At 44.4% G+C, this 20,305-nt stretch carries 16 protein-coding genes; 7 read left to right on the top strand and 9 right to left on the bottom strand.

The features are described 5' to 3' along the window. Positions 1-65 precede the first annotated feature (65 nt). From AACV78_RS03900 to AACV78_RS03890, 3 genes are all read left to right on the top strand, one after another. Positions 66-440 (top strand): DUF433 domain-containing protein, encoded by a 375-nt coding sequence (locus tag AACV78_RS03900; RefSeq protein WP_194010572.1) that lies wholly within the window; start codon positions 66-68, stop codon positions 438-440. Further along, on the top strand, positions 437-832 hold the full coding sequence (locus AACV78_RS03895; RefSeq protein ID WP_194010571.1) for an ACP S-malonyltransferase: 396 nt from the start codon (positions 437-439) through the stop codon (positions 830-832). Before AACV78_RS03900 ends, AACV78_RS03895 begins: the two co-directional genes overlap by 4 nt. Positions 833-911: 79 nt before the next feature. Continuing rightward, positions 912-1,139, top strand: a complete 228-nt coding sequence (locus AACV78_RS03890) for a ribbon-helix-helix domain-containing protein (RefSeq protein WP_194010570.1) — start codon at positions 912-914, stop codon at positions 1,137-1,139. Between the two features lie 28 nt (positions 1,140-1,167). Here AACV78_RS03890 and AACV78_RS03885 read toward each other — a convergent pair whose 3' ends face one another. The 5 genes from AACV78_RS03885 to AACV78_RS03865 form a co-directional block, all read right to left on the bottom strand. Continuing rightward, positions 1,168-3,882, bottom strand: a complete 2,715-nt coding sequence (locus tag AACV78_RS03885; protein ID WP_194010569.1) for a DEAD/DEAH box helicase — start codon at positions 3,880-3,882, stop codon at positions 1,168-1,170. Then, positions 3,872-5,509, bottom strand: coding sequence for a site-specific DNA-methyltransferase (locus AACV78_RS03880; protein ID WP_194010568.1), 1,638 nt, complete (start codon positions 5,507-5,509; stop codon positions 3,872-3,874). The genes AACV78_RS03885 and AACV78_RS03880 overlap by 11 nt, the downstream gene beginning before the upstream one ends. Positions 5,510-5,530: 21 nt before the next feature. Beyond that, positions 5,531-7,231, bottom strand: coding sequence for an AIPR family protein (locus AACV78_RS03875; protein ID WP_194010567.1), 1,701 nt, complete (start codon positions 7,229-7,231; stop codon positions 5,531-5,533). An 81-nt stretch (positions 7,232-7,312) separates the two neighbouring features. After that, on the bottom strand, positions 7,313-9,691 hold the full coding sequence (locus tag AACV78_RS03870) for an EF-hand domain-containing protein (RefSeq protein WP_228042063.1): 2,379 nt from the start codon (positions 9,689-9,691) through the stop codon (positions 7,313-7,315). 183 nt (positions 9,692-9,874) lie between these two features. After that, positions 9,875-10,525, bottom strand: a complete 651-nt coding sequence (locus AACV78_RS03865) for an RNA ligase family protein (RefSeq protein ID WP_194010565.1) — start codon at positions 10,523-10,525, stop codon at positions 9,875-9,877. Here AACV78_RS03865 and AACV78_RS03860 point away from each other — a divergent pair. Further along, a complete protein-coding gene (locus AACV78_RS03860) occupies positions 10,504-10,638 on the top strand; it encodes a hypothetical protein (protein ID WP_255512964.1) in 135 nt (44 codons plus the stop codon). The two genes, AACV78_RS03865 and AACV78_RS03860, sit on opposite strands and share 22 nt — an antisense overlap. A gap of 25 nt (positions 10,639-10,663) precedes the next feature. On the opposite strand, the gene AACV78_RS03855 is transcribed toward AACV78_RS03860, so the two are convergent. After that, a complete protein-coding gene (locus tag AACV78_RS03855; protein ID WP_194010564.1) occupies positions 10,664-11,941 on the bottom strand; it encodes an HhoA/HhoB/HtrA family serine endopeptidase in 1,278 nt (425 codons plus the stop codon). 286 nt (positions 11,942-12,227) lie between these two features. On the opposite strand from AACV78_RS03855, the gene AACV78_RS03850 reads away from it, so the two are divergent. Next, positions 12,228-12,578, top strand: a complete 351-nt coding sequence (locus AACV78_RS03850) for a metal-sensing transcriptional repressor (protein WP_194010563.1) — start codon at positions 12,228-12,230, stop codon at positions 12,576-12,578. Positions 12,579-12,906: 328 nt separating this feature from the next. Here the strand turns inward: AACV78_RS03850 and AACV78_RS03845 are convergent, their stop codons facing one another. Next, a complete protein-coding gene (locus AACV78_RS03845) occupies positions 12,907-13,344 on the bottom strand; it encodes a helix-turn-helix domain-containing protein (RefSeq protein WP_194010562.1) in 438 nt (145 codons plus the stop codon). 1,061 nt (positions 13,345-14,405) lie between these two features. Between AACV78_RS03845 and AACV78_RS03840 the strand changes: the two genes are divergently transcribed. Both AACV78_RS03840 and AACV78_RS03835 read left to right on the top strand, forming a co-directional pair. Continuing rightward, complete coding sequence (locus tag AACV78_RS03840; protein ID WP_194010561.1) at positions 14,406-15,050, top strand: pentapeptide repeat-containing protein; 645 nt, start codon at positions 14,406-14,408, stop codon at positions 15,048-15,050. 347 nt (positions 15,051-15,397) lie between these two features. Further along, on the top strand, positions 15,398-16,174 hold the full coding sequence (locus AACV78_RS03835) for a pentapeptide repeat-containing protein (protein WP_194010560.1): 777 nt from the start codon (positions 15,398-15,400) through the stop codon (positions 16,172-16,174). 10 nt (positions 16,175-16,184) lie between these two features. Here the strand turns inward: AACV78_RS03835 and AACV78_RS03830 are convergent, their stop codons facing one another. Together AACV78_RS03830 and AACV78_RS03825 are read right to left on the bottom strand one after the other, a co-directional pair. After that, a complete protein-coding gene (locus tag AACV78_RS03830) occupies positions 16,185-19,193 on the bottom strand; it encodes a GAF domain-containing protein (RefSeq protein ID WP_194010559.1) in 3,009 nt (1,002 codons plus the stop codon). Between the two features lie 375 nt (positions 19,194-19,568). After that, entirely contained in the window at positions 19,569-20,024 is a 456-nt protein-coding gene (locus AACV78_RS03825; RefSeq protein WP_194010558.1) for a riboflavin biosynthesis intermediates N-glycosidase, read from the bottom strand. Positions 20,025-20,305 lie beyond the last annotated feature (281 nt).

Here is a 20,305-nt window from a genome sequence, read left to right as displayed (position 1 = left end):
CACGACATCACAGATTTGTAAGGTACGATCGGATTATTTACTAGGCTGTTTCAGAGGCTATGGGTATGGTTTCAGTATCCAACAACCAACCAATCATTATTCGTACAGAGCGCGGACTGACAATTTCAGGTACGCGCATCACTCTCTATGATGTCATGGACTACTTGACGGCTCAATATCCCCCGAAGTTTATCCGTTCCTTGTTTGATTTAACAGACGCTCAGATGGACGTTGCTTTATCCTATATTGAGGCAAATCGTGCAGAAGTCGAAGCAGAATATCAAGTTGTTTTAAGGCAAGCTAAGGAAATTCAGCATTACTGGGAAGAACGCAATCGCGAACACTCTGCCCGCGTTGCAGCGAGGCCACCCAAACCCGGTCGAGAGGCTCTTTGGGCAAAACTTCAAGAGCAGAAAGCCAAACACGAACTAGAAGCATGAATTTTCTGATAGATCACAATCTCGGAGGTCATGCAGAGATTTTATTGGGCAATATTGCGAGTCAAGGCTGGCTAAATCTACTTCCAATTCGGGTTGTTACCTTCAAGCAGATGAATTTGTCGATCAACAGTAACGATCGAGTTGTTTGGCGACTTGCTCAGGCCAATCAGATGATTTTGCTTACTGCCAACCGCAGCATGAAGGGTGAAGACTCCCTGGAACAGGTGATCCGAGAAGAAAATACAGTGGATTCCCTTCCTGTGATTACGATTGGAGATGCCGATCGATTTTTAGGCGATCGAGTCTATCGAAATCGTTGTGTCGATCGTATTCTGGAAATCTTGCTGGATATCGAAACCTGGATGGGCGTTGGTCGTCTTTTTGTTCCGTAGGGTGAGTCAATAAATAAGGCAGTGCTGCTAGCCGAACAAGCCAAAAAAACTGAGTTTCCAACACTATCGAGTATTTTTTATGAAAGTATCTATCTCTTTGCCTGATGAGCTAGTGCGTTACATTGACGATCGTGTAGAAAATCGCAGTCGGCTAATTGAGCTTTTATTGCAAGCATGGCGCAAACAACAAGAACAGCAGGCAATGGTAGAAGCCTGTTTATTGCTTGATGAACTGAGCGATCAATTAATCGATGAGGATAAAGCATGGCAGCAAGCAGCGATTACCGACTGGGAAGCATCTGGCTAGTGACTTTCGATCCCGCTCGCTGCTGAAATTAACCCTTAGTAGTGACGCTATAGCGATCGCTTATTCCTTGGAGTGTCATGTTTTCTTGTATAGCATCATGGGGAATCAAAACATATTGCCAAGGTTTGCCACCGTGATTTAGCATATAGTCTGAAGCATTTTGACACCATTGAACAGCGACATCTTTTTTAGCAAGCACTTGAGGATTGTCAATTTCATTTCGAGCTTTTGGTTCAAACATATAAATAACTTCTTCTGTTTCAGCAACAAAATCGGGTTGATATTCTAGATAATTACCCTGCCATTTGTAATAAAGCTGAAATTGTCCTTTTGCGGGTTTAAACCATTTGATTGCATCCCGTTCTAAAATCATTGCTAGTATTCTTTCTGCTTCCGATTGAAATTTCTGTTCTCGATAGAGGCATTTGGAGAAGCCTGTAAACAGATATTTGGACATATTGCTTTTGTCTCGTGGCGAAGATTGATAATCAAGGCGATTCTTAGCATTTATAGTGTAGGCGCTATCTTTTAGGGCTGTAAAACCTTTACTGATTTTGACTTCATAACCTGTTGTTTCTTCCCAGAAATGTTGCTGCATTTGGCTATGGACAAAATTGGTAATTTCCCTTTGGTAAAAGCGTAAAACTTTGTGTGTATCTTCTTCGGATAAGTAGGTCATAAAATGACTGATAACTTGACCCGCAAGGTCATAGAGTAAATCAGCGTGTTCGTCATAGGAAATATCATTGAAGTTGACTAAATTTTTGACAATATAGTTTTCTAGCCGTGATTCTTCAAAGTTTTCTTTGCTAATTTCCATAAAATCAACTTTATTCGTTGTTAGCGATTGAATCTGTAATTGTTCTTGGGAGGGAACGGGATAATTTAAGTCGGTGACATCTAGGGCAAAAGACCTGAAACCCGATCGCAATTCCCCTTTAGGAGTCACAAGAATTTTAGGAATATTGATGGTTTGCTGGATCACTAAATTCGTTGTTTTCGCCACGATCGCTTCAATATCGGGAGGTACTATTATGCCCTCAAGTTCCATTTGTGCGGGTTGATATTCTCTAGCTACGGCTTCGCGCACCCTTTCCTGAACTTTTGGGGATGCGAGATCGGCGGTAGTTGGGACTTCTTCGGGCCGGCTTTCAAGCTTGAGGATTTCTTGGTATGTAAGCTGTGCAATCTTTTGTTCTATAGGTGATTGAAATAGGGATTGTTGAATATTTTGGGGTTCGCTTTCAGGTAAATTATCAGGTAAATTAATGGGTTGTTCAAGGTGAAGTCCTAGATTTTGGGCTAATTGCGATCGCGAAATTACTGTTTGTGTCTTTTGCTGTAAGTCTTCATCTGTAAGGATAATTTGTTTTAATCGGATTTGGGATTCTGGGCGCTTTGCTTCATCGACAATTTCTTGGAATTTGTCATGGGCGACGATATTTAGGCGATCGACAATTTCTACACCTGTACGCATTCCATAGGGCAAACGCAAGCCCCTTCCGATAGATTGCTCGATCAGGATTTTAGAATTTGCGGCTCTCAGAGGGACAATTGTATAAAGGTTGGTGACATCCCAACCTTCTTTGAGCATATTTACATGAATCACAATTTCAGTAGGTTCATCGGTATGTTCTACTTTGAGCAATCGCTCTACCATTTCATCTTCTTGAGCGCCCGTTTTACTAGAATCAACTTGAATAACTTTATGTTTATAATCCCCTTGGGAAAATTCATCGGATTGAATGAGTTCCATCAGTTTGGATGCGTGGGTAGTGTCACGGGCAATCACTAACATAAAGGGTTTAACAGTTGTTTTTCCCGTTTGAATTGCATAGGTTTCTAATTCAGCTTTAATATTTTCATGGAGATAGATGCCGTCTTCTAGTTTAAGACGCTCGATCGCGTCTGGTGACATTGATGCGGGGTTAAAATCTTTGCGGGTGACGACTGCTGGATCTTTAACAAATCCATCGGTTATGGCACGTCCGAGGGGATAGTCATAGATGACATTTTTGAAAGCTACTGAACCTTTATTGGTTTCTACAAAGGGTGTGGCGGTAAGTTCTACCCCCATTAATGGTTTTAATTCGTTAATAGCCCGAACTCCTGCTGAGGCGCGATATCGGTGCGATTCATCCATGAGAATTACGAGGTCTTTTAATTCTGACAAATAATCAAAATAGCTTTCGCCAATATATTCGGATAGTCGTTTAATTTTGGGGCTTTTACCGCCGCGTACTTCCGAGTTAATTTTTGAGATATTAAAGATATTAATTTTGCATGAAATTTGTTGATCTAAGATCGTTCGCGCATTCATTTCATAGTTGTCACCTGTGATGATGACTGGTGGAGAGAGCGCAAATTCAGAGATACCCGTAAATACATATTTTGAGGTATTGGGCGTAAAGTCGGTAATTAGTTTATTATAAATGGTCAGGTTTGGGGCAAGGATAAAAAAGTTTTTAATGTTATATGCTAGGTATAAGTAACTAATAAAAGCGCCCATGAGTCGAGTTTTACCAACACCTGTGGCTAGGGCAAAACATAGGGATGGAAAGTCGCGCTCGAAGTCAGTAAACGTTGGGAATTCTTTTTTGATGGCAACTAAACTTGCTTCTCTATCTAAGATTTTTGGGATGGATAAGAGTTTACAAATGCGATCGAAAATTTCTAATGATTGGCGCTGGGGATGGCGCAGACTGAGACGATTAGAAATATTATTAACAAGTTTATTTCTCATAGGTATCCAGGTCAAATAGTGCTAGTTGTCCTAACTTTGGAGGTGCTTTTGGCAAGTTTTCAATTTTTAGACTGTAATCATCATGTCCCCATTCACACCGTGAAAGGATTTGTTTAGGAATTTTTTTAACGGTGAGGTTTGGGAATATGTCGGTTTCGCCTCGAAAGGCGGTACATAAAACAAGTAGAGTGCGCTCTTGTCCTACTTCGTCTGCAAGTTTAGATAGTTGTTCGTGACTAAAATTTTGGGTGGTGACATAGATAAAGTCGCTTTCGGTGGAGTAGCCATGTTGCCAATAGAAGGTATCTGATGGTGCATAGGTGAAACCTTCTATTTTGCAGAGTGCTTCGGCAAGCATGGCGGCGTTATAGGTTTTGTTGATAACCCAATTATCCCATTTGTCTTTTTCTAGTAGGGATGGTGCGAGACGATAGTAACGAAACCCGCCGCCACCTTTCCAGTTAAATGATTTGCTAATTCCACCTTGATCTTCGCCATCAATTACTTTTTTGAGTCGGGGAATGATATGGGTATGACAATGTTCGCCGAGTTCAATCATGATCCATCGTCTTCCCATTTTCTGCGCGACTGCGCCTGTTGTTCCCGATCCTGCAAAGGAATCAAGAACAATATCTTTGGGATTAGTGGCGATCTGAAGAATCTGTTGAAGTAATCTTTCTGGTTTCGGTGTCGGGAAAGGTTCAACGTGGTTGAGTAATTTATTGAGGTGATCTCTCTTTGCTTCTTGATTATGCCCTACTTCATCTGCTGTCCACCACGTTCTCGGTACAACTCCTTCTTGGACATCTTTTAGATATCGCTTGATAATGGGCATTCCATCACCATTGCTTCCAAAATAGACACGATTCTCTGATAGAGCAGTTTCTAGTGTCTTCTTTGAAAAACTCCATCCTCTACCTGCTGGTGGGGTCACTACTCTTCCTGATGGAAGCGTTACTGGGAAACGAGAGCCTATACTTGCACTTTTGGCAGTACCATTATCTCCTTGAAGCCAATCTCCTCTGGGATCATTATCAGGATTCCGATATCTTTTGAGTTGATGTTCAGAACGTTCCAGCAAATTCCGTGTAGCTGACCATAGAGGTAAATTCTTTACATATATCAAAATATAATCATGTGATACAGAGATTGCCGTATCACTTCTTCGCCCCTTATCTTTCTCCCACACCACACTCGTAAGATAGTTTTTCCTACCAAAAATTTCATCACAAATCACCTTGAGATAATGCGCTTCATTATCATCAATTGTGATCCATAAAGAACCATCATTCGACAATAGATTACGCAAAATCTCTAAACGATCGCGCATTAAACCAAGCCAGATAGAATGTTCGATTCCATCATCATAATGTTCAAAAGCTGAGCCTGTGTTATATGGGGGATCAATAAAAACACATTTAACTTTTCCTGCAAACTCAGACTCTAAAGCCTTGAGAGCCAACAAATTATCCCCAAAAATTAAGCGATTATCAAAAATATCATTTTCACTCACCTGATGCGCCGCATGATAAGACCTCTCTGGATCTTCCAGCAAAATTCGCGGCTCCAATTTGGGGCGAATATCCTTACCAATCCAAGTTAATTCTAGTCTCTGCTTCTTATTCATAATTAATATCTATCTCAAAAGTTAAACGGGAGGTATATTCGGATTTTCAGCCTGAGCATCCCTGCGATCTAACTCCTGCATCACCTCACTCGTTAAAGGATTAACATCTGTGATATTCCTAAAAATAGCAAGATATCCCTTATTGTCACTAGCAAATCTAGATTCAGCAACAGTGTAAACAACCTCAGCAATCTCTAACCCAATTCGTGAAAGTTGGATTTGATCGTCCTCAGATAAATAAACTTCATGCTTATTCAGCAATGTTTTATAGCGTCTTGCAAGAATATCCAGAATAAAAAATCTACCGTGCTTATAAAACATTTTTTGTTGATTTGTTGCAGCCTGTTCTGAAGCCGAAAAAATTTCATCCAGATATTGAAAGATTCGCACATAACGACAAAGCGTAACTCCTGAAATCGCATCACTAAACAATATACCATAATAACGCTTATAAAGCTGACCAATCTCTTTCTTTGCTGCCACCAATATTTCGGTGTCACCGCTAAAACAAGCAAGGGCAACTGCCGCTTGTTCAATCGTAATCGCATCCTGATTCTGCTCCGCCGATGGTCGATATTCATAAACAATATTCGATACCATACATTCCTGTCGCAAACGTTCTTGATTGGGATCTAGCGCGGCAAAATAAACATCGCGCACAGCATTTTGCGTATTTCTGGCCCCAGTAATTTTTTCGCCAATATTATCAATTTCCGTCCCCAATTCAATAATTGTAATTAATAACTTTGCATCAGCAGATATTGAGCCACTAGCATTATAAACAGAAGCGATAGCTCCTACCGTTTGCGCCCCATTCACGACGGAAAAATCTTTTAAAGTAATTTGAGTTAATTCCTGTTTATGTCCCGACGGCAAACTAATTGCCGAACAAGTAATCGTCAGACCATTGTTGAGATAGAATAGTTCAGATGGTTGCTCTTTGACAGTTTCCGCAATCGCTAAGTTAACATCCTCTGCACCTAGGTAATAACGGATATTTTTCTCAAAAAGCGACTTATTATGCTGTTGATATAAAGAGGCAAGTTCTGAAGCCTTAACCAATCCATAAAATGCCCTACGCGGCTGATCTAAACAATGCCAGTTTTCCAACGTCAAGACTACATCAACAGGGGCGATCGCTTGTTTTGCGGTCAACCAACCATGTGTTATGGTAATATTTAAATCTTGCCATTCAAAACGTTGAGCGAACTGATTCAGTTCACTTTTTAACTGATTAAGATCCGTAATCACATGAGAACTCAGGCTTTCATCAAGATATATATTACAGCCAACTATTTTTACCCCGTTAGCATTTAAAGCATCTTCAACATCTGGCTGCAAGCGCGTCAAGCCGTCATTAAATTTCTGAAAACGTCGATGGACTAAATCTCTAATCCCATCACAAAATTTTTTATTATCACCCATATTTGGAGCATTCCCAGCCTTAGCCTGCACCAACAAAAGCAAATTTTTCATCCGATCGAAATAAATGGCATCAATCCCATTATCATTTTGCCCGTTGATAATTGAGTTGGCCGCTTGAACTGGGGTAATATCGGCAAGATTGGCGATCGCAAATGCAGCCAAAGAACGGCTCAATCGATTTTTTTCATGTTGCTCTGTTGTCCAGTTCCTCTGAAGCTGCGGGATCATTTGAAAATAATCCTGCTTTAGTGCCTCAATGATTTGAGTCTTTTTGACATTGATATTCGGATTAGGCATTGAGCGATCGTTAATATTTTAATTTTTTCTAAAATCGCTAAAAAGTTAAGCTTTTAAGCTTAACTTTTTACGGACTAATATCTAAGCAACCTCTACGAACACACCGCTTCGAGCAAACTCCTCTTCTTCAGGACTGAAGACAGGAGCTCGATCGACAAGATCGGGGTCAAAGTAATATGTCTCTTGTAGGAATTGTCCGGTGACGATCGCCTCCTCCAACTCCTTGATATAATCTTGGGCAACTAAGCAGGCCTCCTTGATGCCTTCCTCATCCCTCTTATCCAACAGCTTTTGCAATGTTGCTCTCACCCCTGTCAGTCGTGCCGCGGGCTTGAGCATACCGTAGAGGCGGTACATCCGATCGGTGGCAATGCTAATGTGTTTGAGGGCCTTGGCTCGTGCTAGCTCAGAGTCAATGCTGGGCCAATAACGGGTGGTGTAGAATGCTTTCTCATCCTTGTGATACCACTCCTCCGATCGCGCAATTGATGAGGAGACAGTATTGTGCAGCTTCCAGAAGAATAAGCGCAGGGAATCGCCATCTACTACGGTGGACAACTTCGCCTCCATTGATACCTCAAAGTTATTCAGAAGCGGGTCGCGCCCAAGCACGAGGTACTCCACAGGGTACATTTCCACCTCCTTATTCTGCACGACGTAGGCGTTGAGGTGGTGGCGGCAGTAGGGGCAGGGATACATAGTGGCAAACAGCTTGAAAAAGTCCTTGAAGATGGCCACCAGAGTTTTTTGCTGTTTGGGGGTCTTCGTAGAGACGATTTCAGCCGTAGTGTGGAAGAAACGCCACACCGCAGGGCCAATATAGTAAGGGAAGCTGACGCGCATTTGTGAATTCTTTATTTCACTGCGATCGATATACACATCGATAAACGACACATATTGCGAAAGTTCGCCAGACTCGCGCCCAAACTCCATGCGTTCGCGCCGTTTCTGTACCCCATTTAGGTAGTTGTGCGTCAAGCGCCATGCCTGTTGAAGCATCAGCTTCTGTTTTGGAGCACATTTGGGAAAGCTTTCTATAACATCCGCCCCATAGCGCCCAAATTCCCCTGACGTTTTAGTGGCTTCGTACCACTGGTTTAAAGCCGTTTCGTCAGGCACCGTGTTCAATGGGATGTCTGCTGCGGTAATGACGCTAAAGGCAGCCAGCAACTTCGGCATAAAGTCTTCATACCAATATGCCACGGGCATCATCGCACCATCGATTTTCTCTGAGGCATCCGAGAGGATGACGCGGTTCCACTTCTTCAGGTAATCTTTGGGATTTCCCTCAGATTGGGCTGGTGGCGGTGCCATTTCCTCACTCAGCTCCATTTTTCGCAGTCGGTTGAGTTCGTTGATGGCAAGCACGCCCTCGGCGATGTCGCGCAAGTTGAGACTCTTCTTCTTGATGGTGATTGCAAACTCGACTCCCGCGGCAAACTTCTCCTTGGCGGTGGCAGATTTACCCCGCGCCTCCAACATGGCTTTTTGTTCTGCCAACATTTCTGGAGTTTTTTCGATCGTCTTCCAGTTCTTGATGCGAGCCTGTAGTCTGGCATATTCATCTTCGATCGATTTCACGACTGCATCCAGTACAGGGTTGCACGCAGACTCTACGATACCTAATCCTTTATAAAGGGCGATCGCAGTTTTGACAAATTGCACAAAATCAGCGATTCTGTACGGCAAATTTCTCACGCGCAGGTGAGTCTGGTGGTTGGCGGAAAAACTCTCACGGAAGCTGCGGTAGGCCGCTCCCTGGATCAGACGAAACAAACCAATCTGCATTTGCAAGCGGGACGTACCGCGCTTCTTCTCAGTTTGTGGGTGTTGGGCGAGTAGTTCTTTTAGCCGCGCTATTTCTGGATTGCTATCGGTGGGTGCTTCTTCTAGATTAGGTTCAATAGTGGCAGAAGCTGCTTCGCTGACAGCCGTTGCTGTACTTGCGATCGCAGCGGCTGTACTATCTGAAATCTCGGTTGTCTGTGTACTGACAATCGGAACCGGCGAGTCTTGATATCCGGTTGCGATCTCTGACTCATCCGGTACCAGTTTGCAGAATTCCTCAAAGTCAATTGAGGCATCGCCATCATTGTCTACCTCTTTGATGATCTCATCCAGCTCTTGCTCTGTGAGCCCAAACTGGCTCATCACACCCTGCATCTCGTTTTTAGTGATTTGACCGCTGCCATCCTCATCAAATACACTAAATGCCATTTTGAGACGACTCTGGCGATCGCCCTGCTGGGACACCATCAGCATTTTGAATTCATCAAAATCGATACTGCCAGACAAGTCTACGTCCACTTCTTTGATCATGTCGCGCAGCTCGGTTTCGTTAGGACTCTGGCCGAGCGATCGCATCACTTGACCCAGTTCTTCTGATGAGATAGAACCGCTCCCGTCTGCGTCAAATACTTTGAAGGCTTCCCATAACTTTGCCACCTCTTCTTCAGTCATGGCTTTTTTTTCAAGCTCCACAGATGTCATAACTAAATTTTCCCTGATTTTTTTATTAGCTGTCTATTGATTATGACCAATATACTTTAATTCCTGATGACTTACGCAACGGTATTGTCACATCCAAGGGGGTTGCCGATCTCTCCCACTTTGGCTTGTGACAGTTGATCTATCAGTTTGATATTACTCCCAGTAATTTTCCCAATCATCCTGAAAAGCTTCCCGTAATCTCTGCATATACGCATCAGTCTTAATCTTCACCATCCACAGATTATGAGAGTTGCTGCCTCCCTTGCACACAACACCTTCATCCACACCGTATTTCCCCTTGCGAATATCATCCACAAACTTGCCAGTTAATTTGCCACGATAAATCACTCGCGCAATATTTAATTTACCAAAATCCTGAATAAACCGATCGGGAATAACCATACCGCCCTCGGTTTCCACATCAAAAAGCACTAATTGTTTGCGATCGTCCTTTTGGTGCATTCCCGCAAACGAGTTAGCACCAAAAAACTCTGTAAACACAGTAATTTCAGGGCAGTGATACTGTTCGTTCTCTCGAAATATAGACTCTAACGGACTAGCAAAATCTCTCTTAAATATTTCAGGTGCTGTTTCTAAACCTGGATGTGCAGCATTAAATTCTGCAATTCCCATTTCATCCAAATCAAATCTACTGCGGCGCATACCAAAAGCATACCAACCGAGTTCAAATTCCCAAACCCAATGCAAATTAGTACCATCGTACTTCTCAAAAGCTATACATTGTTCGTTAGGGCAATTTTTACTATCGGGAATTTTGGGATATGCAAGCTGAATTCGTGTCATATAGAGGAAGGAAGTTCGGCAACGGATTCTGTAACGGATGTAACGGATGTAACGGATGTAACGGATGTCAGTCCGAGGGAAGTCGGAAGAAGGAAGAAGGAAAGGGTTTCTAACAGTTTCCCCCCTTCCCCTTCTTTCTTAAAAATCCCTCAATTGAGCAGTTTGAACCGCAATATCTTTCGTCTGGGCACCGCGGCGCACCTTCAGCTTCAGAATTTGACCTATTTGGCTGTTTTCCACCAAATTTTGCAACTGTGCCGGCTGTGTCACTTTCTCGCCGTCAATTTGAACGATCGCATCTCCCTTCCGAATCCCGGCTTTCTCAGCAGGCGTATTGGGCACCACTCGCATCACCAATACCCCTGTAACTTCCGGCACGATCGCAGGAGCATTGGGGTCAGCATTATTCTCTCTGGCCATTTCAGGAGTCAAAGCAATCATCTGAATCCCCAAAAACGGGTGGCTGACTTGTTCTCCCTTGGCTAACTGCGCGTAGATGGCCTTGGCTTTGTCGATCGGAATTGCAAACCCAATACCCATTGCGTCAGCTCGAATCGCCGTGTTGATGCCAATCACTTCTCCCCTGCTGTTTAACAGTGGGCCGCCGGAATTGCCGGGATTGATGGCCGCATCCGTTTGAATGAAATCGAGCCGCTTGTCGGGGATGCCGACGGCTGCACTGGAGCGTTTGAGGGTGCTGATAATGCCCAAGGTGACGGTGTTGTCAAATCCTAGGGGGTTGCCCACGGCGATCGCCCAATCTCCCACTTTCACCGCATCGGAATCTCCCAAGGTTGCCACGGGCAAGTTAACTTCCTTAGTATTAATTTTGACCACAGCCAAATCCGTTACTTCGTCAGTACCTTGGACTTGTCCTGGAAATGTCCGCCCGTCGTTGAGGGTGACAGTCACTCGATCGGCTTTGTCAACTACGTGAGCATTGGTTAAAACAATCCCGCTTTTGTCGATGATGAAGCCAGAACCTTGACCGCGCAAGCGTTCTTGTCTCGGTGTCATGCTTCGCAAATCTTCTCCCAAAAATCTGCGGAAGAAGGGGTCTTCCATTAACGGGTCGAGGTTGCGACTGACAGTGCGCTCGGTATCAATGCGAACAACTGCCGGCCCGACTCGCTCGACTGCCGCCGTCACAAAACTGTTGGTATTTGTCGCCGCCGGGATTTCCGGGCTCTGCAGCGCTAGCATTTGCGGATTTGGCAGAGTCGCTGGGAAACTCAAATCTGCTTGCTGCAGGGCTGTTCTTGCCATTTGCCGCGAGTTTGGCGGATTTTTGTCAATTGCTAAAGCCAGTGCAGGATTGATGGCTAGAACGCTCAAGGCGATCGTCATTCCTAAAATTAGGGCGAAGTGGCGATCGCCGGTGCGGGGTGCGCGGTCAAAAAACTTAAATAGTCGCATAGCGTCAATCTTTGTTACTCTGAGTTATTCTGGTCAAGGTGTGCGAAGGTGTGCGATCGCGCCCGCTTAATTATTTGCGGCTCTCTAGATCCTAAATATATTTTGACAGTTACAATACATGAGTCAGCAGCTTTGACTAATTCAACATATTCTCAATTCTAACTTGAAAATTTTCTTGACTAACATCAGTTTCACAAAATAATGCAACACTAGACACGGGAGCCAACCCTTACCGAATAACTCACTTCCCAATCTAAAATCTAAAATCTAAAATAGCATAACCCCAATGATTGTATCTGATACTTCGACTGACAAATCCTTGCCCTCAAATTCCCACCACCATCACAATGAATCGGCCCACCCTCACCATCACGATGAAGAATCGATGCGGCGGCTGGTAAATCGCTTATCTCGGATTGAAGGACACGTCCGCGGCATCAAAACAATGGTGCAAGAAAACCGTCCCTGTCCCGAAGTTCTCGTGCAAGTTGCAGCAGTTAGAGGAGCCCTCGATCGCGTAGCGAGAATCATTCTTGACGAACATTTAACCGAGTGCATCGCCCGAGCCGCTAAAGAAGGCAATATTGATACAGAAATAGAAGAATTGAAAGCGGCTTTGGATCGGTTTCTGCCTTAATTGCGGCAGATTTTTACCTCCATATAACAAAACCTGCAAATTAGACAAAACTTGCAAGCTATAAATTATGGCACATTTTTTAAGCATCTTTCACAAACTCTGAAAGCGAGTTTGCTTCACAAAACTGATGCCAAAGAAACCCGGTTTTTGCGAAACATCTTGGTTTGCTAGCGCAGTATCTAGGAAGAAACCCGGTTTCTGACCCGCGCGCGCCATTCTTAGTTCAAAAACACTTAGTTGAGTTTGTATTGAAGATGCAAATCCTCAAAAATTTCAAAACCTGCAAACTTTTGGACGGTGACTGACTTGCTGCGCGAGTACCAACAGTCTAGACTTTCGTCAGCTTGGCTTTTAGCTGATATCTGACTGTTGCGTAAACGGCTTTATAGGAAGCTTCAATGCTGTATTCCTGCTGCAACCACTCTTGAATTTCTCCATAGCTTTTAAAGCCTTTCTGGGGGTCGCTGAGGCGCATTGCCAAACTAGCGCGGGCTAGAGGAGGAATCGCAGGCTTGCGGCCGCCGCTGTGCTTTGTTTCTAGGAGTCCTTCAAGTCCGTCAGAGCGGTATTTTCTCAGCCACCGCTGCACAGTAATTCGGTTGACGCCGATTGTCATTGCTAATTCTTTAACTGTCTTAATTTGACAAATTTTAAACAGGTAAAGTGCTTGAATTTTTTGAAAGCCGCTTGCCGTTTTTTGTTCGTTTAACAAGCTTTTCAATTCTTCAATTGTCTCTGTGATGCTAAGTTTACATACTCCAGCCATACCAATTACCTCACGATTTGCGTTATACAATAGGTTTGTTTGACAAGGGATAAAAATCGGCCCCATCCCAATCGATCGCCTGTTGTTTGCTAATCAAGCAATACACAAGCGCTCTCCATCATTTTTTTTCATTCATCGGCTTACTCAGACGATAGTAAGCCGGTTCTTGGTTTAGCCCGGGGCTGCAACCAGATTTTTTGAGAAATTACCTGTTTTTTGGGTAAGTTTTGTCTTCGACGATCGCACCAGCGTCATTGCTAATACCGATCTTGGTTAACCGTTTGACTGCTACATTCGCTGCAATAGTTAAATTCTATGTGATATCATTTCTGCTATTTTTACTCAACATTTATCATCGTTTTCATGGTGTGTTTCGGTATTTTTTGTGCCGATATTGGCAATTTTTAATCATTACGTGCTAGCAAACAGGTTAAATCTGTACGCCAGCGATCGAAATTTTACACATACATTTCCCTGTACCCATAAGTGCATTTCTGGCTCTCGCTGTGCCAGAAATCCTGCGACACCAGCACTTTCATCAATCTGAACAGGTTGCGTCGAGTGACGCTAGAACCGACCTTCGTGCCACAGGCCTGTCTCTGTGAAACTACTCGATCGATCGCCTGTTGAGTAAAACACGCAGGCGGTGGGATTGTCAATTTCCCAGCCGCACGGTACCATTATCGGCTATTTTTTGGGCTTTGTCGCGATCGAAACGGTTGTTTCTATGTGATACTACTAACATCAATTAGCGATCGCGGTCACACCACTCCTCAGTAAACTCAACTATACGCAAGAACTTATGGCCTCGATCGCCCTTTCGAGTTAAAATCCTTTGATTTACTCAAAAAGTGCGATCGAGGTTGTTAAAAAAATTAATCTTAATTTTTGTCAATTCAGGGGCAAAGAGAATCCTGTTTTGCGCTTCTACTCCCCAAACAGTCTCAGAGTTCTGGGCCTGGGCGTGAATCGGTCAGCATCTAAAATCTCAAATGGCAGAACATCCGGTATAACCAACCAACTGACAGTATTCTGCATTTAAAAGGTGTAGAGAAGGCAAAATGAAAGTTGACGAACTGCTCAAGCTATACGCAATAGGAGAAAGAAATTTTAGTGGGGTCTACCTGCACGAAGTATACCTCTACGAAGCAGAATTGATTGGAGCCAATCTGTATGAAGCAGACTTGATTGGCTCCAATCTCAGCAAAGGCAAACTCAGCAGAGTCAACTTTGGCAAAGCCAATTTGTCGAAAATCAATTTGAGTAGAGCCGACTTAGCTGGAGCGGACTTCACAGAAGCACTTTTACTGGAAGCTAACCTGTACAGAGCAGAGTTGATGGGAGCAAATTTGAGCAAAGCAGACTTGAGCGGTGCTTCGCTAATCCAAGCAACTTTAATTGGAGCCAACATATCTCGGGCAATACTCTGCCGTACAGACTTGCACGGAGTAAATCTTTACGGAGTAAACTTGCGGAGGGCGGTGCTGACAGAAGCTGATTTAATTGGCGCAAACCTGAGCAAAGTAGACCTCAGCGGAGCCGACTTAATGGGAGCGAGCTTAATTAGGGCAGACTTGACAGAAGCGATTTTAAGTGCCTCTGATTTAAGCGGGGCAAATCTCCTAGGAGCAAACCTTACAAAAGTTAACCTGAACGGAGTATATCTGAAGGGTACGACGATGCCCGACGGCACGATCCACGACTAATTTATGTTTTAAATTTTATGGTTGGTGAGAACCGCTTCTCAAGGGTAACAAGCTTTTTGTTACCCTTATTTATTGGTGGCGAAATGTTTATTTGAGACTCTGGTGAGGACGTGAATTTTAATGTATCGGCTTGGACGCATTCAGGTCAAAGAAACCGGGTTTTTACCTTATCTGTAGACTACAACGCGCATATTTTCCTAAAAAACCCGGTTTCCGATCGCCCGTGGGTAAGCCCTATCTATAATGTCTAGAATCAGGTAATATTTAACAATATCTGTTATCTTGGCTTTCACTTGCTTTGATAAAAGCTATTTTAGATTTAATATTTGGGATTTTGGATGGTTAATATGAAACTTAGAATCCTTGCTGCTGCAACGCTGTTAAGCACGATCGCGCCTCTAGCTCCTGCAATGGCCGAGAACATCCAACACACGCAACAATTACTAGCCACGAAACAGTGCCCCAACTGCGACCTGAGCAGTGCCGGTCTGGTTTTAGCCAACTTAACAGGAGCGAATCTCAAAGGAGCTGACTTGAGATTGGCCAACCTCAGCCGAGCCAACCTCACCGGAGCCGACCTCAGCGGAGCCAATCTCAGCGGCACAAGTTTGTTTGGTGTCAACCTCACCGGAGCAAACCTCAGCGGAGCCAACCTCAGCGGAGCTGACTTGAGAAGCGCCTATCTCAGCAATGCCAATTTAACTGACACCAATTTAACTAACGCCCAATTGCTGGGAGTTAGGGGAATGCCAACTAATATCGGCAGCGCGGAAGATTTCTATCGCTTGGGAGTAATGGAAGCTCAAGCGGGAAACTACAGAAACGCCATTGATTATTACAATCAATCCCTGAATATGAAATCGGATCTAGCCGCCGTTTATTTCGCGCGCAGTATGTCTCGGGCTGATTTGGGAGATTTCGCGGGGGCGACTCAAGATGCCGATCGAGCTAAGCAACTCTTTACCGATCAAGGAAATCCCCAAGGTCAGGAATTGTCAAAGCAGTTAGCCGAAGCCATTGTGGCGCGCCAAAAACCAACCGAGCCGCGCACTGGAGGTAACGGCAACTTGATGAGTCTTCTCGGCTCCCTCGGTTCGGTTCTGGTGAAGATACTCTTGCCTTAAGCAGAGCTTGCTAATTCACCGGAATCTCGATCCAGAACTCTGTACCGCGACCTGGCACAGAAATACACTTGAGTGTTCCTTGGTGTTTCTCAACTACAATTTGATAACTGATAGAAAGTCCTAAACCCGTCCCCCGACCGACGGGTTTAGTTGTAAAAAAGGGATTAAATATGTGAGAAATTAACTCTTTGGGAATGCCGTGACCGTTGTCTGCAATGCAAATTCCTACTGTTGTTTCATCGATTAATTCGGTACGAATCCGAATGGAAGGGTAGGAAAAATCAGGAATCAAAGACTCGCTGCTACCATTTATATCTGCAGGTTCTATCTCCTGTTTTTGGGAGCTAAAATATGTTGCTGCTGCGCTGGCAGAGAGTCCGGGAACATTGATAATTTGCTCTTTTTGTCCCATTTCTAGCGCGTCAATGGCATTGCCGATCAAATTCATAAATACCTGATTTAGCGAGCTGGCATAGCATTCTACTAAGGGCAAATTGCCGTATTCTTTGATAATTTCTACGCTGGGGCGATCGGACTGCGATTTGCATCTGTGTTGTAAAATCAACATGGTACTGTCGATGCCTTCGTGAATATCAACAGGTTTCTTTTGAGCTTGATCGAGTCTAGAAAAATTCCGTAAAGATACAACTAACTGGCGGATGCGCTCAGATCCGACTTTCATGGAAGTCAAAATTTTGGGTAAATCTGCGGCCAGAAATTCAACGTCGATGGCTTCGGAACACTCGCTAATTTCTGGGTGGGGATTGGGATAGTGCTGGCGGTAGAGTTCTACCAAGCAGAGCAAATCTTTGCTGTATTCGCTGGCGTGGGAAAGATTTCCGTAGATAAAGTTAACGGGGTTGTTGATTTCGTGGGCGACTCCCGCCACCAGTTGTCCGAGACTGGACATTTTTTCGGTTTGAATCAGTTGGGCTTGGGTATTGTTGAGTTCTGTGAGGGTTTTAGCTAGCTGTTCGGCTTTGTCTCGATCGGCAGTTGCGGCATTGAGACTTTCTTGATAAAGTTCTGCTTGGTGAATGGCGATCGCAGCTTGAGAGGCCAAATGTTGCAGCAACTCTTGTTCTGCTGTTTGCCAAACCCTCGGCGCTGAACACTCGTGGGCTATCAGCAACCCCCAACATTCGGTATCTGTGCCCATCATCGGCACAATTAAACTTCCCCTCACCTGCAATTTTTCCAAAAATTCGCGGTGACAGGGCGTTAAATCCTCAGTCTCAATATCGTTAATTGCTCGCACTCGTCCAGCTCGGTAAAAGCAATCTGAGCCTTCGGGGAAGCATTCTTGTGGAGATTTGAGACCTAAAATTGACTCCCACTCGCCGCGCACAGCTTCGACAACTACCTCGCCCTGTTTGGCGGCGGTAAATTGATAGATTACGGTGCGATCCGTATCGAGCAAAACTCTCACTTCCCGCACAATAGTTTGCAGGATAGTTTTTAAATCTAAGGTGCTGCGAATTTGGTCTCTAACTCTGGTCAATACTCGAGCAAAGTCCAAGGATTTTTGCAATTGGGCAGTGCGTTCTTGAACTTGGCGCTCCAAGTTGGCATTCAGGGCCTGCACTTCTTTATAAAGTAGGTACTGCCCAATTGCCGCACAAAATTGGCTGCCGATCGCTAAAGCTTGCTCGATATCTTCTCGTTTCCACTCCGGCGACTGACCTTTTTTGATTTCTCGCCAGACTTCAAAGGATTGTCTGGGGAGGGTTTGTGCAGCGCTGCTGTCAAAGCGCCCCGCCCACATTTTTTCGGTATCAATTTCATTGCGAAAAATGGTCAAACAGCCTACTACTTGTTGTTCGTGGTGGAGGGGAATTACGAGCAAACCCCGAATTTTAGTAGCTTGGAAAGCTGGGAATAAAACTCGAAATTGAGATTCTTTGTAGAGGTCTGTAATTATCCAAGCTGGGAATTGAGAATTAGTAAAAGTTGAGAATTTGGCAATTTTTTCGGTGTTTTTGAATCCTTTGCTCAGCCATTGCTGCCAGAGCGGATGAGCTTCGATCGCCCCTGGTGTTTCTCCGTTGGAAAGTGTGGGTTGCTCGCCGGTTGCGAACAGTTCAAAGGTAGGCTCGCTTTGGGCAGCAATGGCAAATGCTCGATCGCCCTTAACCGATAACTTTTCGCTGTTTTTGACATTCGGGGCGTTGAGATAAATTCTGCCACCGCTGCCACCAAAGGCTGCTACAGTGGCCTCTAAAGCCTGTTGCAGTTGAATATTGGCGTGACCGTACAACATGGCTGCGATGCGGCTCACGGTGGCTTCGCGGGCTGCTTGAGAGCGGATTTTGTGGAGCAGGATCGAGTGGCCGATCGCATTTGACAGTTGATCTGCTACGAGCTGAACTACTTCTAAATCTGTGGGTAAAATATTGCGGGGAACCGAGTGGTGAGCAACTAAGAGTCCCCACAGTTCGATGTGAGTTTGGCGATCGCTTCCCGGCTCGCATCTAGTCACGCACGCGGGGGCTTCGCACATATCTTCTGTTTGGCTGTTTTTCGACACGATCCGGCGGTGTAAAATCGGCACTACAAAGGAAGATTGCACTCCCATTCCCATCAGGTAAGCTGTGTGGCAAGGGTCGAGCGCTCGGTAGTGCGTTTCTTCGTTTAGCAAAGGTTGACCAGTATCGGCGGCATCGAGGGGACTCAGGACGATCCTCCCGGAGTTAACATCTATAATTGTCCGCTGGCGCATCCTGACATACATCTCCCTGGCGTGGGGGGGAATGTCGTCTGCTGGAAAGTGCAAACCCTTCAAGGAAGGGAGACGGTTGTTATTAATTGATTCGGCAACAACTTCTCCGCTGCAGTCGGCACTAAACCTATAAATCATGATGCGATCTGTTTTCAAAAAAGACCGCATTTCTGCTACCGCAGTGGTTAAAATTTCTTCTAATTCTAGAGATTGGCGGATGCGTTCTGTGATCCGCCGCACCAAAATTTCTCTGTCTAGTTTATGATTTAATTCTTCTTGTGTGTTTTCTGTCAGTTGCATAAATCTCCTTTGGCAATCATCAGAATTACGATAAAAATAAGAAGTTTTGATATGCTGTCAGATGGCTCTGACGAGCACTGCACCTGCCTGATTTTTTTAATTTAACCGATCTGTAGAATAAATCGGGGGCGCGCGCGCGGCTTAGAGAGGACGCTGGAGCGCTGGGGGGACGGAAAATGTGCGATCGCCCCGGCGCAAGTCTTTGCCTTCAACAGACCAAGAAGCTTAACCGAATGATAATTATTATTATAATATTCTCATAAATTTCTCGCAATCTTAAAATCTCACTATTATAATTATTAATCATCAAGGTAACTTGACATTTGTTTGTCTAACTTCATATAACAATCAAAAAAAAAGGAATTTGAGTTTCTCTCAGCCTCCCAGACGTTGACCAATTTCGTGTCGCACGCTCATCAAAATTTTACCCAAATGATTTTGGCCTGTTCCATCGCAGCCGCAGCCCCAGTAGTAATCGGTTGGCGAATCCTCCACAATCACTCGCTCTCCCGTACCCAGAAGAATAGCTTGAATGTCTCGATGAGCGAGAAACTTAGTTAAAATTGCTTCGCGCATAATCGGAATTTTCACCGCTTCCCAATCGTCGCGAATCCGGTGATTGGGATCGCGACCTAATTGGGCTGCTTCTTGAGGAGTTGCTACGCCTCGAATCGCCGCCACTAATCTTCTATCGACGCTACCAACAAATTTGTGGGCTTGATAGTAATGTTCCACGGTTAACCAATTTTGACCGCCTAGGAAAATCTCATGCGGTGAAAAATTGGAAAAGCAGCCGTAAGGCTCCTCTACTTTATAAAAATAAATTATCATAATGATTTTAAATTTTCTAGGACAAGGAATATGCAACAATCCCGGACGCACGCGCCCGGATATTCAAGCGGATTTCGACCTAGTTTGATAGTTGAGAAATCAAGATTTTTTTGATAAAGCAGGTTGCAGAGCTTAAGTCCCACAGAGGCATTAAAAAACTGTCCGAAGTATTGTAATAAGCTGTTGTGCATTTAAATTGTATATTTCGACGATCGATCAAAAATCTTCTCCCGCTCTCCCCATCTCCCCTTCTCCGGCTCTCCCCTTCTCCCGCTCTCCCC

Origin of the sequence: Tychonema sp. LEGE 07196, from assembly GCF_963890365.1 — a bacterium.
GTDB lineage: Bacteria > Cyanobacteriota > Cyanobacteriia > Cyanobacteriales > Microcoleaceae > Microcoleus.
This window is presented reverse-complemented; position numbering and strand designations above follow the sequence as displayed.

Coding starts and splice junctions, on each gene's coding strand:
- AACV78_RS03900 (WP_194010572.1), top strand. CDS start 66: ATGGTTTCAGTATCCAACAACCAACCAATCATTATTCGTACAGAGCGC.
- AACV78_RS03895 (WP_194010571.1), top strand. CDS start 437: ATGAATTTTCTGATAGATCACAATCTCGGAGGTCATGCAGAGATTTTA.
- AACV78_RS03890 (WP_194010570.1), top strand. CDS start 912: ATGAAAGTATCTATCTCTTTGCCTGATGAGCTAGTGCGTTACATTGAC.
- AACV78_RS03885 (WP_194010569.1), bottom strand. CDS start 3,882: ATGAGAAATAAACTTGTTAATAATATTTCTAATCGTCTCAGTCTGCGC.
- AACV78_RS03880 (WP_194010568.1), bottom strand. CDS start 5,509: ATGAATAAGAAGCAGAGACTAGAATTAACTTGGATTGGTAAGGATATT.
- AACV78_RS03875 (WP_194010567.1), bottom strand. CDS start 7,231: ATGCCTAATCCGAATATCAATGTCAAAAAGACTCAAATCATTGAGGCA.
- AACV78_RS03870 (WP_228042063.1), bottom strand. CDS start 9,691: ATGACTGAAGAAGAGGTGGCAAAGTTATGGGAAGCCTTCAAAGTATTT.
- AACV78_RS03860 (WP_255512964.1), top strand. CDS start 10,504: ATGCAAGCTGAATTCGTGTCATATAGAGGAAGGAAGTTCGGCAACGGA.
- AACV78_RS03865 (WP_194010565.1), bottom strand. CDS start 10,525: ATGACACGAATTCAGCTTGCATATCCCAAAATTCCCGATAGTAAAAAT.
- AACV78_RS03855 (WP_194010564.1), bottom strand. CDS start 11,941: ATGCGACTATTTAAGTTTTTTGACCGCGCACCCCGCACCGGCGATCGC.
- AACV78_RS03850 (WP_194010563.1), top strand. CDS start 12,228: ATGATTGTATCTGATACTTCGACTGACAAATCCTTGCCCTCAAATTCC.
- AACV78_RS03845 (WP_194010562.1), bottom strand. CDS start 13,344: ATGGCTGGAGTATGTAAACTTAGCATCACAGAGACAATTGAAGAATTG.
- AACV78_RS03840 (WP_194010561.1), top strand. CDS start 14,406: ATGAAAGTTGACGAACTGCTCAAGCTATACGCAATAGGAGAAAGAAAT.
- AACV78_RS03835 (WP_194010560.1), top strand. CDS start 15,398: ATGAAACTTAGAATCCTTGCTGCTGCAACGCTGTTAAGCACGATCGCG.
- AACV78_RS03830 (WP_194010559.1), bottom strand. CDS start 19,193: ATGCAACTGACAGAAAACACACAAGAAGAATTAAATCATAAACTAGAC.
- AACV78_RS03825 (WP_194010558.1), bottom strand. CDS start 20,024: ATGATAATTTATTTTTATAAAGTAGAGGAGCCTTACGGCTGCTTTTCC.